This is a genomic window from Kitasatospora sp. SolWspMP-SS2h (assembly GCF_003259315.1).
Lineage (GTDB): Bacteria > Actinomycetota > Actinomycetes > Streptomycetales > Streptomycetaceae > Kitasatospora > Kitasatospora fiedleri.
Genome location: NZ_QLLT01000026.1, coordinates 58,732 through 78,518 on the forward strand (window position 1 = coordinate 58,732; position 19,787 = coordinate 78,518).

The window sequence follows — 19,787 nt, forward strand, 5'->3', positions numbered from 1 at the left end:
CAAGGGGCCGGACCGCTCGATGCGGTCCGGCCCCTCGTCCACCGGCTGTCGGATCAGCCGTCGTGCCCGATCAGCCGATGAGGCTGCGCAGCACGTACTGCAGGATGCCGCCGTTGCGGTAGTAGTCCGCCTCACCGGGGGTGTCGATGCGCACCACGGCGTCGAACTCGACGGTGCCGCCCGCCGGGCCGACCGCCTTGACCTTGACGGTCTTCGGGGTGCGGCCCTCGTTCAGCTCGGTGACCCCGGTGAACTCGAAGGTCTCCTCGCCGGTCAGGCCCAGCGAGTCGGCGTTCTGGCCGGCCGGGAACTGCAGCGGCAGGACGCCCATGCCGATCAGGTTCGAGCGGTGGATGCGCTCGTAGGACTCGGCGATGACGGCCTTGACGCCGAGCAGCGCGGTGCCCTTGGCCGCCCAGTCGCGGGACGAGCCGGAGCCGTACTCCTTGCCCGCCAGGACCACCAGCGGGACGCCCGCGGCCTGGTAGTTCTGCGAGGCGTCGTAGATGAACGACACCGGGCCGTCGGCCTGGGTGAAGTCGCGGGTGTAGCCGCCCTCGGTGCCCGGCGCGATCTGGTTGCGCAGGCGGATGTTGGCGAAGGTGCCGCGGATCATCACCTCGTGGTTGCCGCGGCGCGAGCCGTAGGAGTTGAAGTCGCGCTTCTCCACGCCGTTGGCGGTCAGGTACTGCGCCGCCGGGGTGCCGGGCTTGATGTTGCCGGCCGGGGAGATGTGGTCGGTGGTGACCGAGTCGCCCAGCTTGGCCAGCACCCGGGCGCCGGAGATGTCGGTCACCGGGCTCGGGGTCTGGGCCATGCCCTCGAAGTACGGGGGCTTGCGGACGTAGGTGGACTCGGCGTCCCACTCGAAGGTGTCACCGGTCGGGACGGGCAGCGACTGCCAGCGGTGGTCGCCGGCGAAGACGTCCGCGTAGTCCTTGGCGAACATGTCCTGGTCGATGGAGCCGGCGACCACCTGGGCCACCTCCTGCTCCGACGGCCAGATGTCGGCGAGGAAGACGTCGTTGCCGTCGGCGTCCCGGCCCAGCGCGTCCTTGGTGATGTCGACGCCCATGTTGCCGGCGATCGCGTAGGCGACCACCAGCGGCGGGGAGGCCAGGTAGTTCATCTTGACGTCGGGGTTGATCCGGCCCTCGAAGTTGCGGTTGCCGGAGAGCACCGAGACGACCGCGAGGTCGTTGTCGTTGACCGCCTTCGACACCTCCTCGGGCAGCGGGCCCGAGTTGCCGATGCAGGTGACGCAGCCGTAGCCGACCAGGTTGAAGCCCAGCTTCTCCATGTACGGGAGCAGGCCGGCCTTCTCGTAGTAGTCCATGACGACCTTGGAGCCGGGCGCCAGGGTGGTCTTGACCCACGGCTTGACCGTGAGGCCCTTCTCCACGGCCTTCTTCGCCAGCAGGGCGGCGCCCAGCATGACGGAGGGGTTGGAGGTGTTGGTGCAGGAGGTGATCGAGGCGATCACGACCGCGCCGTTGTCGATCTCGTAGGACGAGCCGTCGGGGGCGGTGACCAGGGACGGCTTGTGGATGCCGTTGCTGGACGCCGGGGCGTCGGAGGCGGGGAAGGACTCCTCGCCGGCCTCGTCGACGCTGATGTAGTCGCGCACGGCGGTGCGGAAGCGCTGGGCGGCCTCGGCCAGGACCACCCGGTCCTGCGGGCGCTTCGGGCCGGAGATCGACGGGACGACGGTGGAGACGTCCAGCTCCAGGTACTCGGAGTAGACCGGCTCGACCGACGGGTCGTGCCAGAGGCCCTGCTCCTTGGCGTACGCCTCGACCAGGGCGAGCTGCTGCTCGTCGCGGCCGGTGAGCTTGAGGTAGCCGATGGTCTCGGCGTCGATCGGGAAGATCGCGCAGGTCGAGCCGAACTCCGGCGACATGTTGCCGATGGTGGCGCGGTTCGCCAGCGGGATCGAGGTGACGCCCTCGCCGTAGAACTCGACGAACTTGCCGACCACGCCGTGCTTGCGCAGCATCTCGGTGATGGTGAGCACCAGGTCGGTGGCGGTGGTGCCGGCCGGGAGCTGGCCGTTCAGCTTGAAGCCGACCACGCGCGGGATGAGCATCGAGACCGGCTGGCCGAGCATCGCGGCCTCGGCCTCGATGCCGCCGACGCCCCAGCCCAGCACGCCCAGGCCGTTGACCATGGTGGTGTGCGAGTCGGTGCCGACGCAGGTGTCGGGGTACGCCTGGCCGCCCCGGACCATGACGGTGCGGGCCAGGTGCTCGATGTTGACCTGGTGGACGATGCCGGTGCCGGGCGGGACGACCTTGAACTCGTCGAACGCGGTCTGGCCCCAGCGCAGGAACTGGTAGCGCTCCTTGTTGCGGCCGTACTCGATCTCGACGTTCTGGACGAAGGCGTCCGGGGTGCCGAACTTGTCGGCGATGACGGAGTGGTCGATGACCAGCTCGGCCGGCGCCAGCGGGTTGATCTTGGACGGGTCGCCGCCCAGCTCCTTCACGGCCTCGCGCATGGTGGCCAGGTCGACCACGCAGGGCACGCCGGTGAAGTCCTGCATGATCACGCGCGCCGGGGTGAACTGGATCTCCTCGGACGGCTCGGCCGTCGGGTCCCAGCCGCCCAGCGCCCGGATGTGGTCGGCGGTGATGTTGGCGCCGTCCTCGGTGCGGAGCAGGTTCTCCAGCAGGACCTTGAGGCTGTACGGCAGCCGCTCGGAACCCTCGACGGCGGAGAGCTTGAAGATCTCGTACGACTCGTCGCCCACCTGCAGCGAGCTGCGGGCGTCGAAGCTGTTCGCGGACACGACTGACTCCTTTTTGGTCCACCCGGTGGTAAGGTAAGCCTTGGCTAACCTGCCTGCCGCCTACCGAGCCGATGATGGAAGGCCTGCGCCTCTCGGTAAGTATCTTGACGTCAAGATAAAGCGTAGCGCGGAATGTATCTCGATGTCGAGATAAACCATAGTGCATGGGCTCCGGCCGCACTCCACCGGCTCACCCCGCCATGCCGCGGGAGCGCCGACACCCCCAGCCTCCCACCACGGGGCCCCGCTCCGCCGCTCGGGCACCCCCGCGGCGGGGCGGCGGGGACGGGCGGACTAGCGTGTGCCGGGTGATCGTGGTGGACGCCTCCGCAGTGGTGCTGTCGCTCTCCGACCGGGGCCCCCGGGGCGACGCGGCCCGGGCCGCGCTGGCCGCCGACCCGGAGTGGGTGGCGCCCGAGCACGTGGTGATCGAGGTGATGCAGTCGCTGCGCGGCCTGTACCTCGCCAAGGAGCTGACCGCCGAGGAGGTCGCCGGGATCGCCCGCCGACTGCCCGGCCTGGCCATCCGCACGGTGGAGGTGGCCCCGCTGCTCGGCCGGATCTGGGAGCTCAAGGACAACCTGACCCCGGACGACGCCGCCTACGTCGCGGTCGCCGAACTCCACGGCGCCCCGCTGGTCACCGCCGACCTGCGGCTGATGCGCGCCAGCGGGCCGCGCTGCGAGATCCGCGGGATCACCGCGGCGGGCTGACCGGGCGACCACCCCAGCCGCACCGGTGCTGCTGTTCGAACGCCGCTTCCCGTACGGGTGACGGCGGGCGGCGGTGCGGCACGGCGGCGTGCGCGGCGCGGCGGGGGCGGCCACCGTGGCGGGTGTCGTCCCCGCACGCCCGTCGGAAGGTCCGCGAGATGCCCCTGTCCCCCGCTGCCGGTGCGCTGCTGGTGCCGCTCGCCCTGCTGCCGATCGGCCCGCCCGCCGCCCAGGGCCCGGCCGGTCCTCCCGGGCCGGCCGGCTCCTCCGCGCCGGTCGACTCCTCCGCACCGGTCGGACCGGCCGGGGCCGGGGTCGACCGGGTGGTGGACGCCCGGTTCGACCGGGCGGACGGTTTCGTCCCGGCCCGGGCGATCACCCACGCGCCCGACCTGGTGCCGTACGGCTCGCGGGTGCGGGTCACCGTCGACCGGGCGGCCGGGCGCACCTCCGTCACGGTGCGGCTCGTCGGGGTGGCCGGGGCGCACGAGTTCCCCGCGCACGTGCACACCGGCTACTGCGGCGCCGACCCGGCGTCCTCCGGGCCGCACTACCAGCAGGTGGCCGGGTCGGACGCCGTCGACAACGAGGTGCGGATGACCGTGCGCACCGACCCGGGCGGGACGGGCACCGCCTCGGCGACCGTCCCGTGGGGGTTCCGGCCCGACGAGGCGCACTCGCTGGTGCTGCACGCGGGGACCCCCGTCGGGCCGTACGCCGCGGCCGACCGGGCGGCCTGCGTGGACGTCGGCTTCTGAGCCGCCCGCGGGAGCGCGGACGCGGGCCGGGCGCCCCGGCTCAGGAGCCGAGGGTCGCCACCATCACGGCCTTGATGGTGTGCAGGCGGTTCTCGGCCTGGTCGAAGACCACGGAGTGCGCGGACTCGAACAGCTCGTCGGTGCACTCCAGCTCCGTCATGCCGGTGAGCTCGTACATCTGCCGGCCGATCTCGGTGCCGAGGTCGTGGAACGCGGGCAGGCAGTGCAGGAACTTGACCGCCGGGTTGCCGGTGGCGCGCACCGTGTCCATCGAGACCTGGTAGGGCTTGAGCAGCGCGATCCGCTCGGCCCAGACCTCCTTGGGCTCGCCCATCGACACCCAGACGTCGGTGTAGAGGAAGTCCGCGCCCGCCACCCCGGCCGGGACGTCCTCGGTCAGGGTGATCCGGGCGCCGCTGGTCTCGGCCAGCGTCTCGGCCGCCTTGCGGATCTCCTCGGCGGGCCAGAGCGAGGACGGCGCGACGATCCGGATGTCCATGCCCAGCAGCGCGCCGGTGACCAGCAGCGAGTTGCCCATGTTGAAGCGGGCGTCGCCGAGGTAGACCAGGGTGGTCTCGTTCAGCGGCTTGGTGGAGTGCTCCCGGATGGTGAGCACGTCGGCCAGCAGCTGGGTCGGGTGCCACTCGTCGGTCAGGCCGTTCCAGACCGGGACGCCCGCGTACGCGGCCAGCTCCTCGACGATCGCCTGCCCGTCGCCGCGGTACTCGATGCCGTCGTACATCCGGCCCAGCACCCGCGCAGTGTCCTTGATCGACTCCTTGTGCCCCATCTGCGATCCGGCCGGGTCCAGGTAGGTGGTGGTCGCGCCCTGGTCGTGGGCGGCCACCTCGAAGGCGCAGCGGGTGCGGGTGGAGGTCTTGGCGAAGATCAGCGCGATGTTCTTGCCGCGCAGCCGGGGCTGCTCGGTGCCCGCGTACTTGGCGGCCTTCAACTGGGCCGCCAGGTCGATCAGGTGACGGAACTCCTGGGGAGTGAAGTCGAGCTCCTTGAGGAAGTGCCTGTTCCGGAGGTTGAACGCCATACCGGTCTCCTGGGTCGATCAGCGGACTGAGACGGGAAGTGTATACGAGGAGTCGAATATTCATGCAACACTTCGATGGCCGACGCGTTACCGGGCCGGGAGAACGCCCGGGCCGCGTACGGACCGCCTACGGACTGCGCACGGACCGTGGGCAGACCGTGGACAGACCGTGGCCGGACGGACACGGACGGGGCCCCGGGGGTGCTCCCGTCCGTGTGCCGTACCGGTCCCGCACCGCCGGTGCCCGTCCGTACCGCCCGGACCCGTCCGTACCGCCGGGGCGTCAGAGCCGGGGGTCGACCGGCTCTGACTCCAGGGCCAGCACCGCGAACACCGCCTCGTGCACCCGCCACAGCGGCTCGCCGGCCGCCAGCCGGTCCAGCGACTCCAGGCCGAGCGCGTACTCGCGCAGGGCGAGCGAGCGCTTGTGGCCGAGCGAGCGCTGGCGCAGCCGGTCCAGGTGCCGGGTGTAGTCCGGGCCGTAGATGATCCGCAGGTACTCCCGGCCGCGGACCTTCAACCCGGGCTGGACCAGCCGCCCGGAGCCGTCCCGGTGCAGCGGGTCGACCGGCTTGACCACCATGCCCTCGCCGCCGGCGCCGGTCAGCTCCTCCCACCAGGCGGTGGCGGCGGCGACCGAGGAATCGTCCCCGGTGTCGACCAGCAGCCGCCCGGTGCGGTGCAGCACCGGCTGCGCGGCGGCCGGCCCGGCGGCCGTCCGGTCGGCTTCCACCAGCCGGTCGATCAGGGCGAGGTGCTCGGTGTGCGGGCGCAGGGCCAGGTTGGCGCCCTCGGCGGCGAGCAGCTGGAACGGGGCCAGCCGGATGCCGTCGAGGCCCTCGGTGGGCCAGCAGTAGCGCCGGTACGCCTCGGTGAAGGCCAGGGCGTCGGCGGCGCGCTCCTGCTGGCGGTCCGCCAGCTCCGCCACGTCCAGTCCGCGGTCGGCGGCCCGGGCGAGGGCGTCGAGCGCGGCGGGCAGCGCGGCTCCGGCGGCCGCGCCGACGGCGGCGTACTGCCGGCGCAGCAGCTCGACCGCCTTGAGCGACCAGGGCAGCAGCTCGGCGTCCAGCAGCAGCCAGCCGGTGTCGAGTTCGTCGAACAGGCCGGCGTCCTCGGCGGCGGCCCGGAGCCGGTCGAGGATCGCGCCGGTGAGCCGCTCGTCGCTGAGGAAGGCGCGGCCGGTCCTGGTCCAGATCGCGCCCGGGCCGGGCAGGCCGAAGCGCTTCTCCAGGGCGGCGTCGTCCCGGGCGACCAGGACGACGGCCCGCGAGCCCATGTGCTTCTCCTCGCAGACCACCTGCCGCACCCCGTCGTGCCGGTAGGCGAAGAACGCCTCCTCGGGATGCTCCAGCAGGCCCTCGCGCCGGGAGGTCGGCGAGGGGGCCATGGTGGGCGGCAGGTAGGTGAGCAGCCGCGGGTCGAGCGCGAAGCGGCTCATCACCTCCAGCGCGGCGGCGGCGTTCTCCTCCCGGACGGCGACGTTGCCGAGCCGGGCGGTCTCCACCACCCGGCGGCCGGCCACGTCCGCCAGGTCGAGCGGGCGGCCCTCCCGGCCGCCGGGCGCGTCGGTGTGCATCGGGCGGACCGGCTCGTACCACTCCTGCTCGGCCGGGACGGCGACGATCTCCCGCTCCGGGTAGCGCAGCGCGGTCAGGCTGCCGCCGAACGCGCAGCCGGTGTCCAGGCAGATGGTGTTGTTGAGGAAGCTCGCCACCGGCACGGGGGTGTGGCCGTAGACCACCAGGGCGCGGCCGCGGTACTCCTCGGCCCACGGGTAGCGCACCGGCAGGCCGTACTCGTCGGTCTCGCCGGTGGTGTCGCCGTACAGCGCGTGCGAGCGGACCCGACCGGAGGCGCGGCCGTGGTACTTCTCCGGCAGACCGGCGTGGCAGACCACCAGCGCGCCGCCGTCCAGCAGGTAGTGGCTGACCAGGCCGCGCATGAACTCCCGCACCCGGGCCCGGAACTCGTCGCTCTCGGCGGACAGCTGGTCGATCGACTCCTGGAGGCCGTGCGAGACGGTGACCTTGCGGCCGCCCATCCAGCGGCCGAGCTTGTTCTCGTGGTTGCCGGGGACGCAGAGGGCGTGGCCGGCCTCGACCATGCCCATCACCAGGCGCAGCACGCCCGGGGTGTCCGGGCCGCGGTCGACCAGGTCGCCGACGAAGACCGCGGTGCGGCCCTCGGGGTGCGCGGCGTCCACCGCGCGGCCCCGCTCGTCGCGGGTGAGCGCGTAGCCGAGCCGCTCCAGCAGCGTCTCCAGCTCGGAGCGGCAGCCGTGGATGTCGCCGACGACGTCGAACGGGCCGGTCAGGTGCCGCAGGTCGTTGTACCGCTTCTCCGGGACGATCTCGGCGCGCTCGACCTCCTCGACCCCGCGCAGCACGTGCACCTTGCGGAAGCCCTCGCGCTCCAGCCCGCGCAGCGAGCGGCGCAGCTCGCGCTGGTGGCGGGGGATCACGTGGGCCGGCAACTGCCGGTCCGGCCGGGCCCGGTTGCGCTCGGCGCACACCTCGGCCGGGACGTCCAGCACGATCGCGATCGGCAGCACGTGGTGCTCCCGGGCGAGGGCGACCAGCTGGCGGCGGGCCTCCTGCTGGACGTTGGTGGCGTCGACCACGGTGAGCCGGCCCGCCGCGAGCCGCTTGCCGACGATGTAGTGCAGCACGTCGAAGGCGTCGGCGGAGGCGGACTGGTCGTTCTCGTCGTCGGCGACCAGCCCGCGGCAGAAGTCGGAGGAGACCACCTCGGTGGGCTTGAAGTGCTTGCGGGCGAAGCTGGACTTGCCGGAGCCGGTGCTGCCGATCAGCACCACCAGCGAGACGTCGGTGACGGGCAGTCGGCGGCCGGCCCGGGCGGGGGTCGTCTCCGGGGTTTCGGTGGTCATCGGTGGGCGCTCCCTTCCGGGGCGGAGTCGTACGACGGGGTGCCGGCGGCGCCGGTCGCGGCGGTGTCGGTCGCGGTCGCGGTCGCGGTGGTGCCGGCGGTGCGGGTGGTGCCGGTCGCGGTGGTGCTGGCGGCCGGGTCGGGTTCGACGATGCGGAAGTGCGCGAGCTGGGTGGGCGCGCCGACCTCGGGGTCGACCGGGCCGACCGGCTCCAGCTCGACGCGGTAGCCGTAGGCGGCGGCGACCTGCTCCGTCCAGGCCGCGAACTCGGCGCGGCTCCACTCGAAGCGGTGGTCGTCGTGCCGCCGGTGCCCGGCGGGCAGGCTCTCCCAGCGGGCGTTGTACTCGACGTTCGGGGTGGTGACCACGACCGCGGCGGGCCGGGCCGCGCCGAACACGGCGTACTCCAGCGCGGGCAGCCGGGGCAGGTCGAGGTGCTCGATGACCTCGCACAGCACCGCCGCGTCGTAGCCCTTCAGCCGGGCGTCGGTGTACGTCAGCGCGCCCTGGACCAGCCTGACCCGGCGGGCCTGCCGCTCCGGCAGCCGGTCCAGGCGGAGCCGTCGGGCGGCGGTCGACAGCGCGCGGGAGGAGACGTCCACGCCGAGCACCTCGGTCACCCGCGGCTCCTTGAGCAGCGCGCCCACCAGCTCGCCCTGCCCGCAGCCCAGGTCGAGCACCCGGGCCGCGCCGGTGCGAGCCAGCGCCGCCAGGATCGCCGTCCGCCGCTGCACGGCGAGCGGCCCCCCACGCTCCCGGGCGCCCTCGGCGTCACCGGCGCGCTCGGCGTCGGTGACCGAAACCCGGTCGGTCAGGCCGGTCGGGCCGGTCAGGCCGGTCAGGCCGGTCGATCCGGTCAGGCCGGTCGATCCGGTGGCGTCCACCTCCTCAGCGGCATCCGTGGCATCCGTAGCATCCGGGGTGTCCGGCACGTCCGGAACGGCGTTGTCGATCTCCTCGGCCTCGCGGTCGTCGGCCTCGGCCAGGCGGGCCAGGGCCAGGCGTTCCATGGCGATCTTGGTCAGCGACCAGCGGCGGGCCAGGTAGCGACGGATGATCAGGGCGCGTTCGGGGTGCTCGGCCAGCCAGCCCTGACCGGCCGCGAGCAGCTTGTCGACCTCGTCGGGGGCGACCCAGTAGTGCTTGGCCCCGTCGAGGACCGGCAGCAGCACGTAGAGGTGCTGCAACGCGTCGGCGAGCCGCAGGGTGCCGGTCAGTTCGAGCCGCACGTACCGGGAGTCGCCCCACTCCGGGAAGGACTCGTCCAGCGGAACGGGCCGCACGTCGACCCGCCAGCCCAGCGGGGCGAACAGCCGCTCCACCAGCGCGGGGCCCTCGCCGCCGGCCACCGGGACGGCGGGCAGGGCGATCCGCAGCGGCATCGCCCGGCCGGGCAGTTCGGGCCGGTGGGCGCACTCCCCCTTCATCGCGGACCGGTAGACCGTGCGCAGCGCCACCGCGAGCAGCGAGGAGGCGGCGTACGGGCGGTCGTTGACGTACTGGGCGAGCGCGAGGTCGGGCGAGCCGGACCGGCCCTGGCCGCGCCCCTGGCGGAGCAGCGCCGTCGGGTCGACCTCCAGCAGCAGCGCGGCGGTGCACACCTGCTCCCCGGCCTCGGGGTAGAAGACGTGCGCCGTGCCGTGCGTGGTGGTGAACCGCTGCACCTTGTCGGGGTGCTTGTGCAGCAGGAAGCCGAGGTCGGAGGCGGGGTTCTCGGCGGTGCCGGTGGTGGAGATGGATACGAACACCCGACCGAGTATGACCTGCGGGTCTGTGCGGGAGCACCAGGTTTTGTCCGTCCGGTGAGCGTGTTGGTCAGCCCTCGGCCTGATTCGTTACGGTGCGGGATGTGACTGCTGAAACCTCCACCCCCGCAAGTGGCGCGGTGGCCGCCGGCCTCGCGACCATCGCCGCCGACGGCACCGTGCTCGACACCTGGTTCCCGGCGCCCGGGCTGGCCGCCGCCCCCGGCCCGTCCGGCACCGTCCGACTGAGCGCCGAGGAGGCCGAACTGGCCCTCGGCCCGGGCGCCGCCGAGGCGCTCCGCACCGACGCCCGGCGCGGCGTCGAGGTGGTGGCGGTGCGCACCACGATCTCCTCCCTGGACGAGAAACCGCTGGACGCGTACGACGTCTACCTGCGACTGCACCTGCTCTCCTCCCGCCTGGTGAAGCCGCACGGCCAGAACCTGGACGGCATCTTCGGCCTGCTGGCCAACGTCGCCTGGACCTCGATCGGCCCGACCCCGGTCGCCAACGTGGAGCAGGCCCGGCTGGCGGTGCGCGCCCAGGGCGGGCAGCTCGCCCTGTACGGCATCGACAAGTTCCCCCGGATGACCGACTACGTCGCGCCGTCCGGCGTCCGGATCGCCCACGCCGACCGGGTGCGCCTGGGCGCGCACCTGGCCGAGGGCACCACGGTGATGCACGAGGGCTTCGTCAACTTCAACGCGGGCACCCTGGGCACCTCGATGGTCGAGGGCCGGATCAGCGCCGGCGTGGTGGTCGGCGACCACAGCGACATCGGCGGCGGCTCCTCGATCATGGGGACCCTGTCCGGGGGCGGCAAGCAGGTCGTCTCGGTGGGCGAGCGCTGCCTGCTGGGCGCCAACGCGGGCATCGGCATCTCGCTGGGCAACGACTGCGTGGTCGAGGCCGGCCTGTACGTGACGGCCGGCACCCGGGTCACCACGCCGGACGGCTCGGTGGCCAAGGCGGTGGAGCTGTCCGGCCAGGACAACCTGCTGTTCCGCCGCAACTCGCAGTCCGGCGCGGTCGAGGTGATCGCCCGCTCCGGCTCGTGGGGCGGTCTGAACACGGATCTGCACGCGCACAACTGACCTCCTGTCAGGTGGTTCCCGCCGGGCGGTCGGGCCGCTGTTCTCCAACGGCCCGGCCGCCCGGCCCGGCCTGCGGACCCGGCACACCCTGCGGACCCGGTGCGCCCGCCGGGCTGGCGGACGCCGTGCCCCGGCGCCGTAGCCGAGCGGGGGCGGGCCCCGCAAACCCGGCTCACTCCTGCGGCTGACCGGGACCGCCGGTTGGACCTCAACGGGTGGTCCGGGGTGACCGCGCGCGGCGGGGGCTCGTTGGACCGGCGGTGCCGACACCCGGCGCTTCACACCGCACCACCGAGCTGAAGGGGCCCCCTCATGTCCGAGCCCTGGACCGACCCGCCCACCGCGGACACCACCGCGGACGGCGTGCCCGCCACCCCGAAGTCGCTGTTGGAGCAGATGCAGGAACTGCTCGCCTCGATCAACACCGACCTGGCCGGATTCGACTCCGACCTGCGGTCCTCCCCCGTCCGCCGCGCGCAGGACACCCCGCCGGACGAGTCGCCCCGCACCTGAGCGCCGCCCGCCACCGGGACCGGCGGGCCCAGCGGGATCACGAGCCTGGGCTCCTCCCGCCGGGCCCCGCCCGGGGCTCCCGGGTCGGCCGGCTCCGCCCACTCCCCTTCCCGCGGCTCCCGCCGCCCCGGCTGCCCCGGCTCGTCGTCGGGGGCCCGCGCGTCCGTCGAACTCCGCTGCTCGCGCAGGAGTTCGGCCACCAGGTCGCGGCACTCGGAGCCGGCGTCCAGCCCGTCGATGCAGCTCCAGTACAGGCTCTCGGTCTCCGCCCCGCAGGCGAGCACCACCAGGCTCTCGCTCATCTCCGCCAGCAGCAGGGCGAGTTCGGCCAGCACCGGCTCCAGCTCACCGAGCGCGCCGAACCGCTCGACCAGCGTCGGCCCGGACCACTCCGGGTACACGCCGACCGGGCCGCCGGGCAGGTCGTCCAGGCCCGGTTCGGGCGGTTGGCGCAGGCAGCTCGCGGTGTGCGCGCCGGCCTCGCAGAGCAGCTGCCCGAGGGTGGCGAACGTCTCCCCGTCGTGGTCGGCGATCCGGGCCCCCACCGCCTCGGTGAGCAGCCCGGACTGCCAGGCCTCGTGCAGGATGTCGCCGGTCGTCCGGGCCTCGGCCAGGGCGTGCCGGACGGTCTTGATCAGTCGCAGCGCCTCCATGGTGCGCTCCCCTCGTCCACCGCCGCCGTCCTTCGGCGGTCGGTCACGGGGATCAGCGTGCCGCCGGTCGCGGGATGCTCCCAGCGGGTTCGGCGCACCTGTGGAAAACCCGGCCCTGTGGACAACCCGGGTCCCTCGCCCGGGTGAATTCCGGATGATTTCCAGGCCCGCCGGGAACCCGGCTAGGGCGCGGGGAACCGGCTCTCGTTGCGTTCGATCTTCTCCGCCAGCGCCCGCAGCGGGTCCACCTCCAGCACGGTGCACAGCTGCAACAGGTAGGCCAGCACGTCGGCCACCTCGTCGCGGACCCGGTGCGCCGACCCCGCGTCCGCCATCACGTCGGCGGCCTGCTCGGGCGTCAGCCACTGGAAGACCTCCAGCAGTTCGCCCGCCTCGACGGTCAGCGCCGAGGCCAGGTTCTTCGGGGTGTGGTACTGCTGCCAGTCCCGGACGGCCGCGAACTCGGCCAGCCGCCGCTGCAGTTCGGGCACCGTCAGCCCGGCCGCCCCTCCGCCGGCCCCCGCTCCGCCCGCCCCCGGCTCAACCGCCCCCGTCCCGCCCGCCGCCGTCCCGGACACCACCGTCCCGGGCACCGCCGCCCCGCCCGCCGCCATCTCCGCGTCCGGCCTCGCCGGTTCTGCTTCGTCGCTCATTCCCCCAGGTCTACCACCAGGCCCTCGCCGCGCGCCGCGCCCTGCACCGGCACCCGGGCGGCGGGTTCGGTGCGGCGCAGCAGGCTGTGGCCGGTGGCCGGATCGCGTCGGCACTCGACCAGTTCGACGCCGTCCAGGCCGAGCGCCGGGCCGGGGTCCTGGAGGGTGGCGAGCAGCCGGATGTCTCCCTTGCCGGTGACCTCGCGGGCCAGCCGGAGCAGGGCGGTGATCTGGTCGGCCGCCAGGCCCGCGCCCATGTCCTCGGCGAGCAGGACCAACTGCCGGTGCGCGTCCGGTACTTCGATGGCGGGGTCGACGTCCAGGACGGCCGCGCCGGTGAGCAGGACGGCGGCGAAGGCGAGCAGTCGCAGCATGCCGTCGGCGGCCTGGTCGGCGCCGGTGCGGCCGAGCACGCCCTCGTCGAAGACGGCGATCAGGCGCTGCCGTTCGGCCTCGCCGCGGCGGGCGACGCCGAGGCCGAGCAGCGGGTGCGGGGCGGCGGCCTGGACGGCGCGCAGCAGGCGGGCCCAGCGGCGCGGGCACTCGTGCTCCAGCCGGTGGAGCACGGCGGAGATGTTGGCGGCGGTGCCGCGCAGCCGGGCCTGGGGTTCGGGCCGTCCCCAGCCGCGCATCGCGGCCGGTACGGGGTGCAGCGCGAACATCTCGCGCAGTGCGGTGAGCAGTTGCTCGGCGGCGGCCAGCACCTTGCGCTCGCCCTTGGAGGACCCGGCGACCCGCAGCGGGAGTTGGGCGGTGATCAGGCTGTCGCTGGGCAGCGGGGCGCGGATGTCGCCCTGCCGGGAGTCGTTGTGCCAGGTGACGTTGACCCGGCCGCGGGCGAGGTCCTGCTCGCCGGTCGACATCAGGGGGTGGCCGTCCAGGGTGAGGCGTTCGCGGGCGATCCGGACCCGCTCGTCGGTGCGCACCACCACTTCGAGCCGGACCGCCCCGACGCCGGAGCGCACGGTGCAGCCCAGGATGATCGCGTTGCGCCCGTGCGGCACGCAGCCGACCAGCCCGCCGCGCACCGGGGCGGCGAGCGGGCCGCGCGGGCCGCCGACGCCGTCCAGCGAGGGCCTGATCTCCTCCCCGAGGGCGAGCCGGGAGAGCACGGTCAGGGCGTCCAGCGCGTTGGACTTGCCCGCTCCGGACGGCCCGTGCAGCGCGGTCAGCGGCGACAGCGGCAGGATGGCCCGGCGGTAGGACTTGAAGGAGGTCAGCCGCAGCTCCTCGATGGTGGGGCGCTTCACCGTCGGAACGGGCGCCTGCCGCACCGCGCGGGTGGCGGCCGGGGGTGGGGCCAAGGGGGCTTCGCTGGTCACCCGGAGCACTTTAAGTCCGCCCTGAGGTGCAGAAACGTCGCTCCTGGCGCCCTTTCACCCCTTCGGGTCCCCCGTCGGCCCCGCCGGCCCCGCCGCCGCGCCCGGTGTCACTCGTACGCGGTGACCAGCACCGATCCGGTGACCTCGACCGGTTCGGGCAGCGCCGCCAGCGCGGCGGCCAGCGCGGCCCGGTCGGTGTGCCAGGCGCTCGGGCCCATCCCGACCACGGCGGCGGCGTCCGCCCGAGACAGCCGCAGCGCGAACTCCACCTCGGTGCGCCCCACCGGCGTGAACCACGGGCCGAGCTTCTCGCCGATCCGCCGTTCCTTGTCCTCGTCCACCGACAGCAGGCCCAGCGCGCCCACCAGTTCGCGCAGGTGGCGGGAGGTCGGGGCGGCCACCAGCAGTCGGCCGCCCGGGCGCAGCACCCGCCGCATCTCGGGCCCGTTGCGCGGCGCGAACACGTTCAGCAGCACGTCCGCGGCGCCGTCCCGCAGCGGCAGCGGGCGCCAGGCGTCGCACACCACCGCGCCGATCCGCGGGTGCGCCTTCGCGGCGCGCCGCAGCGCGTACTTGGACAGGTCGAGCGCCGCACCGACCGCGCCCGGCCGGGCCTCCAGCACCCGGGCCAGGTAGTGGCCGGTGCCCGCGCCGAGGTCCGCGACCAGCCCGCCGAGCGCCGGGACGCCGGCCGCGGCCCGGGCCAGCGCCCGCTCCAGCGGCGCGTAGTGGCCGGCCGCCAGGAAGTCGCCGCGGGCCGCGACCATCTCGGCGGTGTCGGCGGTGCCGGCCCTGGCGTCCCCCGCCAGCAGGCTCACGTAGCCCTGCCGGGCCTGGTCGAAGCTGTGGCCGTCCGCGCAGCGCAGGGTGCGGCCGGCCAGGGCCAGCGGGCGGGCGCAGTGCGGGCAGACCAGGTAGGGCTCGATGTCCTGCAGCAACTCGCTCGCATCCTCGCGGAGGTCGTCTCCTCGCGGAGATCGTCGGCGGCCCTGCCGGGAGCCCTCGGCAGGGGGCCGAGGACCGTCAGGGGCCGGGGGAACGTCGAGGGTATCCCGCCCGCGGGCGCCTCGTCGCTCTCCCGGCCCCTGACGCCCCGCCCGTACGGCGCGGCGCCTCACTCCTCGCCGTCGCCGCCGACCTCTTCCTCCTCCGACTCGTCCACCACCCACATCGCCAACCGCTCCGCGACGCCGGTGATGCCGAGCTTGCCCTCTCGGATCGCCCGGGCCAGGCTGCGCACCTCCCGCGCGGTGGTCGCCACCCGGCAGCCGCTGGCCACCAGGTACGCGTAGGCGACGGCGGTGGCGAACAGCTCGTTGTTGCGCTCCAGCGCGGGGACCCGGATCAGCTGGTGCATCAGCGCCGCCGCCCGGTCCTGCGGCTCGGGGTAGACCGCGATGTCGAAGACCTCGGCCTGGTGCCTGGTGATCGCCGCGAGCAGCGATCCGTAGTCGGTGACCTGCGGGTCACCGGGCGTGTACTGCTCGGCCGTCATGAGCAGCCACGAGAGGTCGACCTCAAGTTTCAACGGCGCACCTCCTGGAGCTCACTGGGCGAGCCGAACTCGGCGAGGAACACCGCCTCGTGCTCCTTCATGAACTGCGCCGCGGCGTCCACGAAGTTGCGTCCGGCCTCGCCCATGTCCTGCTGCACCAGCCGTTCGATGTACTGGTTCATGCTGATCCCCTGCTGCTCCGCCCGTTCGCGGGCCATCTCGGCGGTGGTCGCGTCCACCCTGACGTTCAGCTGCTTCTTGGCCATCCTTCAAAGCTAGCGCCGACGTGCTAGCACAACAAGGGCGCAAACCGGCCGCTCCCCCGCTCCCCACCATGTCCGCCCGCGCCCCCGCGAAAACCGGCCACCCGCCCCGATCCGCCGACACCCGCACGGCGCCCGCGGCGCGCTACTCGGCGGGCTTCAGCACCCGGACGACCTCGTTCAGGAAGCGGTCGACGACGGTGTCCACGCTGCGGATGAACCCCGTCTCCTCCGCGCCGCGCCTGGTCCCCATGCCGACGGGCAGGGTCAGCCGGAACGCCCGGATCTCCGCGCCGTCCGCGGGGACCAGCAGGCCGGGTTCGACCCGCAGGGCCCGCAGCAGCTCGCACGGCCCGGGCCCGCCGTCCGCGGTGAGCGCCTCGATCCGCAGCTCGGCGGGGGCGTCCGCGAGCCGGCGCAGCAGCCACTGGACCCGGGTGAGCGCCCGGGAGCGCTCGGCGGCCGCCACCTCGACGGTGGTCTCGATCCGGCCGGTGCGCAGGTCCGCCTCCAGCACGATCGGCCCGGGCAGGCCGGGCACCGCCAGCTCGGAGCGCATCCGGCCGCCGACGGCCAGCTCGTCCACCGCCTGGGCCCGGCGGACGGCCGGTTCGGTGCGCCGCTTGCCGCGCAGCACCGGGGAGACCGGGACGCCCAGCTCACCGCCCAGGCGCAGGCACAGCTGCCGGGTGAGCCGCTCCCAGTTCTCGACCACCCGCAGCGCGTGGCGGTCCCCGGGCCGCAGGGTGCCCTCGGAGATCGCGTTGCGGACCGTCACCCAGGCCGGGCCCATGTTCTGGAAGCCGTGGCAGCCGGAGTTCTCGTGCCGCAGGTAGTGCAGGAACTCGTTCAGCAGCCAGGCGTGCGCGGGATTGACCACGCCGTCGTGGTGGCACAGCAGGTGGGCTTCGTGCGCCACTTCGGCCCAGGACAGGTGCCGCAGCGCGACCTTGCGGGCCCGGCGCCGGTCGACCGTCACCGGGGGTTCGCCGTCCAGGGCGAGGTCGTTGGAGAGCGTGATGACCGTCTCGTAGCCGTGCCGGTGGGCGACGTCGAGGTACGCCTGCACCTGTTCGGACTTGAGCGGGCTGCCCCCGGTCTTGGTCTCCACCAGTGCGGTCCAGATCTTCCCGGCCCGGCTGACCCGGACCGTGCCGTCGGGGCGGACGGTGCCGTCGCCGTGCTTGAAGCTGGTCTCGGTGAAGGTCTGGACGGTGCCCGCGGGGGCGTTGAACATGGCGGTGATCCGGCGCCCGAACTCCGGCACCTCGGCCATCACCGCCAGCAGGGTGGCGGTGGCCCGGTTCTCCCGGTCCAGCTCGTTCTTCAGCCCGGCCACCGAGAACAGCCGGGCCTGCCTCCAGGACGGGTGGTCGGCGAGGTCGGCCTTCGCGGCCTTCGGCAGGGTGACCCGCTTCTTGGCGGTGCGCACCGCCCGCTTCGGCGCGGCCGGCGGCTCGACGGCCGGGACGGGCGCCGCACCCGCCGTGTCCACCGCACCCGCCCCCACGGCCGCGACTCCCACGGCCGCAACTCCCGCGGCCCCGGCCTTCGCGGCCCGCTCGGCGGCCCCGGCCCCGGCCCCGACCCCGCCACCGCTCTCGTCCTCGCTCTCGTCCTGGTCGACGCTGATGCCGAAGTCCCCGGCGAGACCGCCGAGTCCGGACCGGTAGCCCTGGCCGACCGCGCGGAACTTCCACGCGCCGCCGCGCCGGTAGAGCTCGCCGAAGACGAACGCGGTCTCCTCCCCGGCGTCCGGGATGTCGAAGGCGGCCAGGGCGTCCCCGCCGCCGTCCAGCACGGCCAGCCGGAGTTCGGCGAGTTCGCCGAAGGTGGCACCGGCGTGGCGGCTGGCCGCCAGGACCACCTGGTGCACCTCCGCGGGCAGGGCCGCGAGGTCGATCAGGATCCGGTCCTGGGTGCCGCTGCCGGTCGGCACCTTGCCGAGCAGCTGCACCGAGCCGTCGGGGGTGGTGGGGCAGTTGTAGAAGAGGAAGTCCGCGTCCTGGCGCACCTTTCCGTCCGCGCCCAGCAGCAGCACCGACACGTCGGCGTCGCCCGCCCCGGTCGGGTCGGTCCAGCTCAGCGCGACCGTGACCGGCCCCGGGTCGTCCCCCTCGGCGAACAGTTCGGCGTTGGCGCCCTTGGTCAACTGGTGCACGGCTTCCCCTCCTGAGCACGGCGAACGACGTGTGCGCAGCGTCACCATGCCCACACGTTTCGAGGATGGTACTCCTTCCTGATCTTCACGCCATCCCCTTGAACGGAGCCGTCCCCGGGACCGCCCCGTGGGCAACCCCGGGCGTCCCGACCAGCCCGCCGCCCGCCCGCCCGCCCCCGGGAACGCCGCACGGGCGCGGGAAGGGATCCCGCGCCCGTGCGGCGTGCTCGTTGCTCCGGCCCGCCGTCAGCCGGTCGGCTCCAGGATGGCGACGCACTCGAAGTGCTGGGTCATCGGGAACAGGTCGAACGCCCGCAGCGAGACCGGGCGGTAGCCGCCCTCGCGGAAGAAGGCAAGGTCGCGGGCGAGGGCGGCGGGGTCGCAGGCGACGTAGGCGATCCGGCGGGCCTCCAGGGAGCTGAGGTGGGCGACGGTGTCGCGGCCGGCGCCGGCCCGCGGGGGGTCGAGGACGATCAGGTCGGTGGAGGTGATGCCGGTGCGGGGCAGCAGGGTCTCGACCTTGTCGCACTCGATCCGGACGTTCTCCAGCGCGGCCAGGTTGTGCCGGGCGTCGGCGACCGCCTGCTTGCCGGACTCGATGCCGAGCACCGCGCCGTCCTCGCCGACCCGCTCGGCGAGCGCGCCCGCGAACAGGCCGACGCCGCAGTACAGGTCGAGCGCGCTCTCGCCCCACTGCGGGTCGAGCCCGGCCAGGACGGCGTCGACCAGGGTGTCGGGGGCCTCGGGGTGGATCTGCCAGAAGCCGCCGTTGGAGACCCGCCAGGTGCGCCCGGCGGCGCGCTCGCGGACGAAGGCGCGGCCGTGGACGCGGTGGAACAGGTCTTGGTCGTCGATCCGGGCGATGGACGTCTCGCGGTCCAGCTCGACCAGCGGCAGCTGCTCGCCGGGCCGCGGCCGCAGGATCACCTGCCGGTCCGAGGAGCCGGAGGCGGCGACCGCCTCGACCGAGGCCACCCCGGTCCAGTCCCGCGACTCGACGCCGAGTTCGGTGACGCCGGGCGCGGCGATCAGGCAGCGGTCGATCGGCTGGACGTCGTGCGAGCGGTGCTTGCGCAGGCCGATCACGCCCTCCTCGTCGACCGCGTACTGCACCCGGGTGCGCCAGGCCGGGACCTCGCCCGCCGGGAGCTTGCCGCCGACCGGCTCGACCGAGCCGTCCCAGCGGGCCTCCTCGGGGGTGAGGCCGGCCAGCTTGGCGAGCTGCTCGGTGAGGACGGCGGCCTTGAGCTTGCGCTGCCCGCCGGGCGTGACGTGCTGCCAGTCGCAGCCGCCGCACCGGCCGGGGCCGGAGAACGGGCAGGGCGCCTCGATCCGGTCCTTGGCGGCCTCCAGCACCTCCACCGCGTCGGCCCGCAGGAAGCGCGAGGTGGTGGTGCCGTCGGTGACCTGCGCGACCACCCGCTCGCCGGGCAGCGCGTGCCGGACGAACAGCACCCGCCCCTCGTGCCGGGCCACGCAGTGCCCGCCGTGCGCGACCGGCCCGACCTCGACCTCGTAGCGCTCGCCGACCAGCGGGTCCCCGGAGGGCTGCCGCAGCACCGGCTGGGCGGGCCGCAGCGCCTTGGGCGGGCGCACCGCTCCGGGCTTGCGCCCCTGCCGGGCGGGCTTCCGCCCGCCGCCGCCCTCGCCCTTCGGCGCCCGGTCCTCCGGTGCCCGGCCCTTCGACGCCCGGTCCTCGG

General features: G+C 74.1%; 15 protein-coding genes. 3 read left to right on the plus strand and 12 right to left on the minus strand.

All coding sequences use genetic code 11. The features are described from left to right. Window positions 1-70: 70 nt before the first annotated feature. On the minus strand, window positions 71-2,788 hold the full coding sequence (gene acnA / locus K353_RS27315; RefSeq protein WP_111556187.1) for an aconitate hydratase AcnA: 2,718 nt from the start codon (window positions 2,786-2,788) through the stop codon (window positions 71-73). Between the two features lie 308 nt (window positions 2,789-3,096). On the opposite strand from acnA, the gene K353_RS27320 reads away from it, so the two are divergent. Both K353_RS27320 and K353_RS27325 read left to right on the plus strand, forming a co-directional pair. Beyond that, a complete protein-coding gene (locus K353_RS27320; protein WP_199528259.1) occupies window positions 3,097-3,501 on the plus strand; it encodes a type II toxin-antitoxin system VapC family toxin in 405 nt (134 codons plus the stop codon). Window positions 3,502-3,659: 158 nt separating this feature from the next. Further along, entirely contained in the window at window positions 3,660-4,259 is a 600-nt protein-coding gene (locus K353_RS27325) for a superoxide dismutase (protein ID WP_111556188.1), read from the plus strand. Between the two features lie 40 nt (window positions 4,260-4,299). Here the strand turns inward: K353_RS27325 and argF are convergent, their stop codons facing one another. The 3 genes from argF to K353_RS27340 all read right to left on the minus strand — a co-directional run bounded on the left by argF (window position 4,300) and on the right by K353_RS27340 (window position 9,936). Then, window positions 4,300-5,301 carry an ornithine carbamoyltransferase gene (gene argF, locus K353_RS27330; protein WP_111556189.1) on the minus strand — a complete coding sequence of 334 codons (1,002 nt, stop codon included), beginning with the start codon at window positions 5,299-5,301 and terminating at the stop codon, window positions 4,300-4,302. A gap of 283 nt (window positions 5,302-5,584) precedes the next feature. Continuing rightward, the gene (locus K353_RS27335; RefSeq protein ID WP_111556190.1) at window positions 5,585-8,188 is read right to left on the minus strand and encodes a polynucleotide kinase-phosphatase; all 2,604 of its coding nucleotides are present in this window, start codon (window positions 8,186-8,188) and stop codon (window positions 5,585-5,587) included. Next, window positions 8,185-9,936 carry a 3' terminal RNA ribose 2'-O-methyltransferase Hen1 gene (locus K353_RS27340; protein ID WP_111556191.1) on the minus strand — a complete coding sequence of 584 codons (1,752 nt, stop codon included), beginning with the start codon at window positions 9,934-9,936 and terminating at the stop codon, window positions 8,185-8,187. Before K353_RS27340 ends, K353_RS27335 begins: the two co-directional genes overlap by 4 nt. Before the next feature lie 101 nt (window positions 9,937-10,037). Here K353_RS27340 and dapD point away from each other — a divergent pair, with 101 nt between their 5' ends. Then, a complete protein-coding gene (gene dapD, locus K353_RS27345) occupies window positions 10,038-11,027 on the plus strand; it encodes a 2,3,4,5-tetrahydropyridine-2,6-dicarboxylate N-succinyltransferase (protein WP_111556192.1) in 990 nt (329 codons plus the stop codon). Window positions 11,028-11,305: 278 nt separating this feature from the next. Here dapD and K353_RS37300 read toward each other — a convergent pair whose 3' ends face one another. The 8 genes from K353_RS37300 to K353_RS27390 all read right to left on the minus strand — a co-directional run bounded on the left by K353_RS37300 (window position 11,306) and on the right by K353_RS27390 (window position 19,644). After that, window positions 11,306-12,193, minus strand: coding sequence for a DUF6099 family protein (locus tag K353_RS37300; RefSeq protein ID WP_158585496.1), 888 nt, complete (start codon window positions 12,191-12,193; stop codon window positions 11,306-11,308). 182 nt (window positions 12,194-12,375) lie between these two features. Continuing rightward, window positions 12,376-12,684, minus strand: a complete 309-nt coding sequence (locus tag K353_RS27355; RefSeq protein WP_111556194.1) for a nucleotide pyrophosphohydrolase — start codon at window positions 12,682-12,684, stop codon at window positions 12,376-12,378. 158 nt (window positions 12,685-12,842) lie between these two features. Beyond that, complete coding sequence (locus K353_RS27365; RefSeq protein WP_146616580.1) at window positions 12,843-14,168, minus strand: AAA family ATPase; 1,326 nt, start codon at window positions 14,166-14,168, stop codon at window positions 12,843-12,845. Window positions 14,169-14,275: 107 nt separating this feature from the next. Beyond that, entirely contained in the window at window positions 14,276-15,106 is an 831-nt protein-coding gene (locus tag K353_RS27370; protein ID WP_111556196.1) for a putative RNA methyltransferase, read from the minus strand. Between the two features lie 176 nt (window positions 15,107-15,282). Further along, window positions 15,283-15,696 (minus strand): fic family toxin-antitoxin system, toxin component, encoded by a 414-nt coding sequence (locus tag K353_RS27375; RefSeq protein WP_111556197.1) that lies wholly within the window; start codon window positions 15,694-15,696, stop codon window positions 15,283-15,285. Further along, window positions 15,693-15,929 (minus strand): toxin-antitoxin system HicB family antitoxin, encoded by a 237-nt coding sequence (locus K353_RS27380; protein ID WP_111556198.1) that lies wholly within the window; start codon window positions 15,927-15,929, stop codon window positions 15,693-15,695. Before K353_RS27380 ends, K353_RS27375 begins: the two co-directional genes overlap by 4 nt. A 142-nt stretch (window positions 15,930-16,071) precedes the next feature. Continuing rightward, on the minus strand, window positions 16,072-18,087 hold the full coding sequence (locus K353_RS27385) for a TerD family protein (protein WP_111556199.1): 2,016 nt from the start codon (window positions 18,085-18,087) through the stop codon (window positions 16,072-16,074). Window positions 18,088-18,333: 246 nt separating this feature from the next. Next, on the minus strand, window positions 18,334-19,644 hold the full coding sequence (locus tag K353_RS27390; protein ID WP_370447667.1) for a class I SAM-dependent RNA methyltransferase: 1,311 nt from the start codon (window positions 19,642-19,644) through the stop codon (window positions 18,334-18,336). Window positions 19,645-19,787: the final 143 nt, after the last annotated feature.

Coding starts and splice junctions, on each gene's coding strand:
- K353_RS37300 (WP_158585496.1), bottom strand. CDS start 12,193: ATGGAGGCGCTGCGACTGATCAAGACCGTCCGGCACGCCCTGGCCGAG.
- argF (WP_111556189.1), bottom strand. CDS start 5,301: ATGGCGTTCAACCTCCGGAACAGGCACTTCCTCAAGGAGCTCGACTTC.
- K353_RS27380 (WP_111556198.1), bottom strand. CDS start 15,929: ATGGCCAAGAAGCAGCTGAACGTCAGGGTGGACGCGACCACCGCCGAG.
- K353_RS27335 (WP_111556190.1), bottom strand. CDS start 8,188: ATGACCACCGAAACCCCGGAGACGACCCCCGCCCGGGCCGGCCGCCGA.
- K353_RS27325 (WP_111556188.1), top strand. CDS start 3,660: ATGCCCCTGTCCCCCGCTGCCGGTGCGCTGCTGGTGCCGCTCGCCCTG.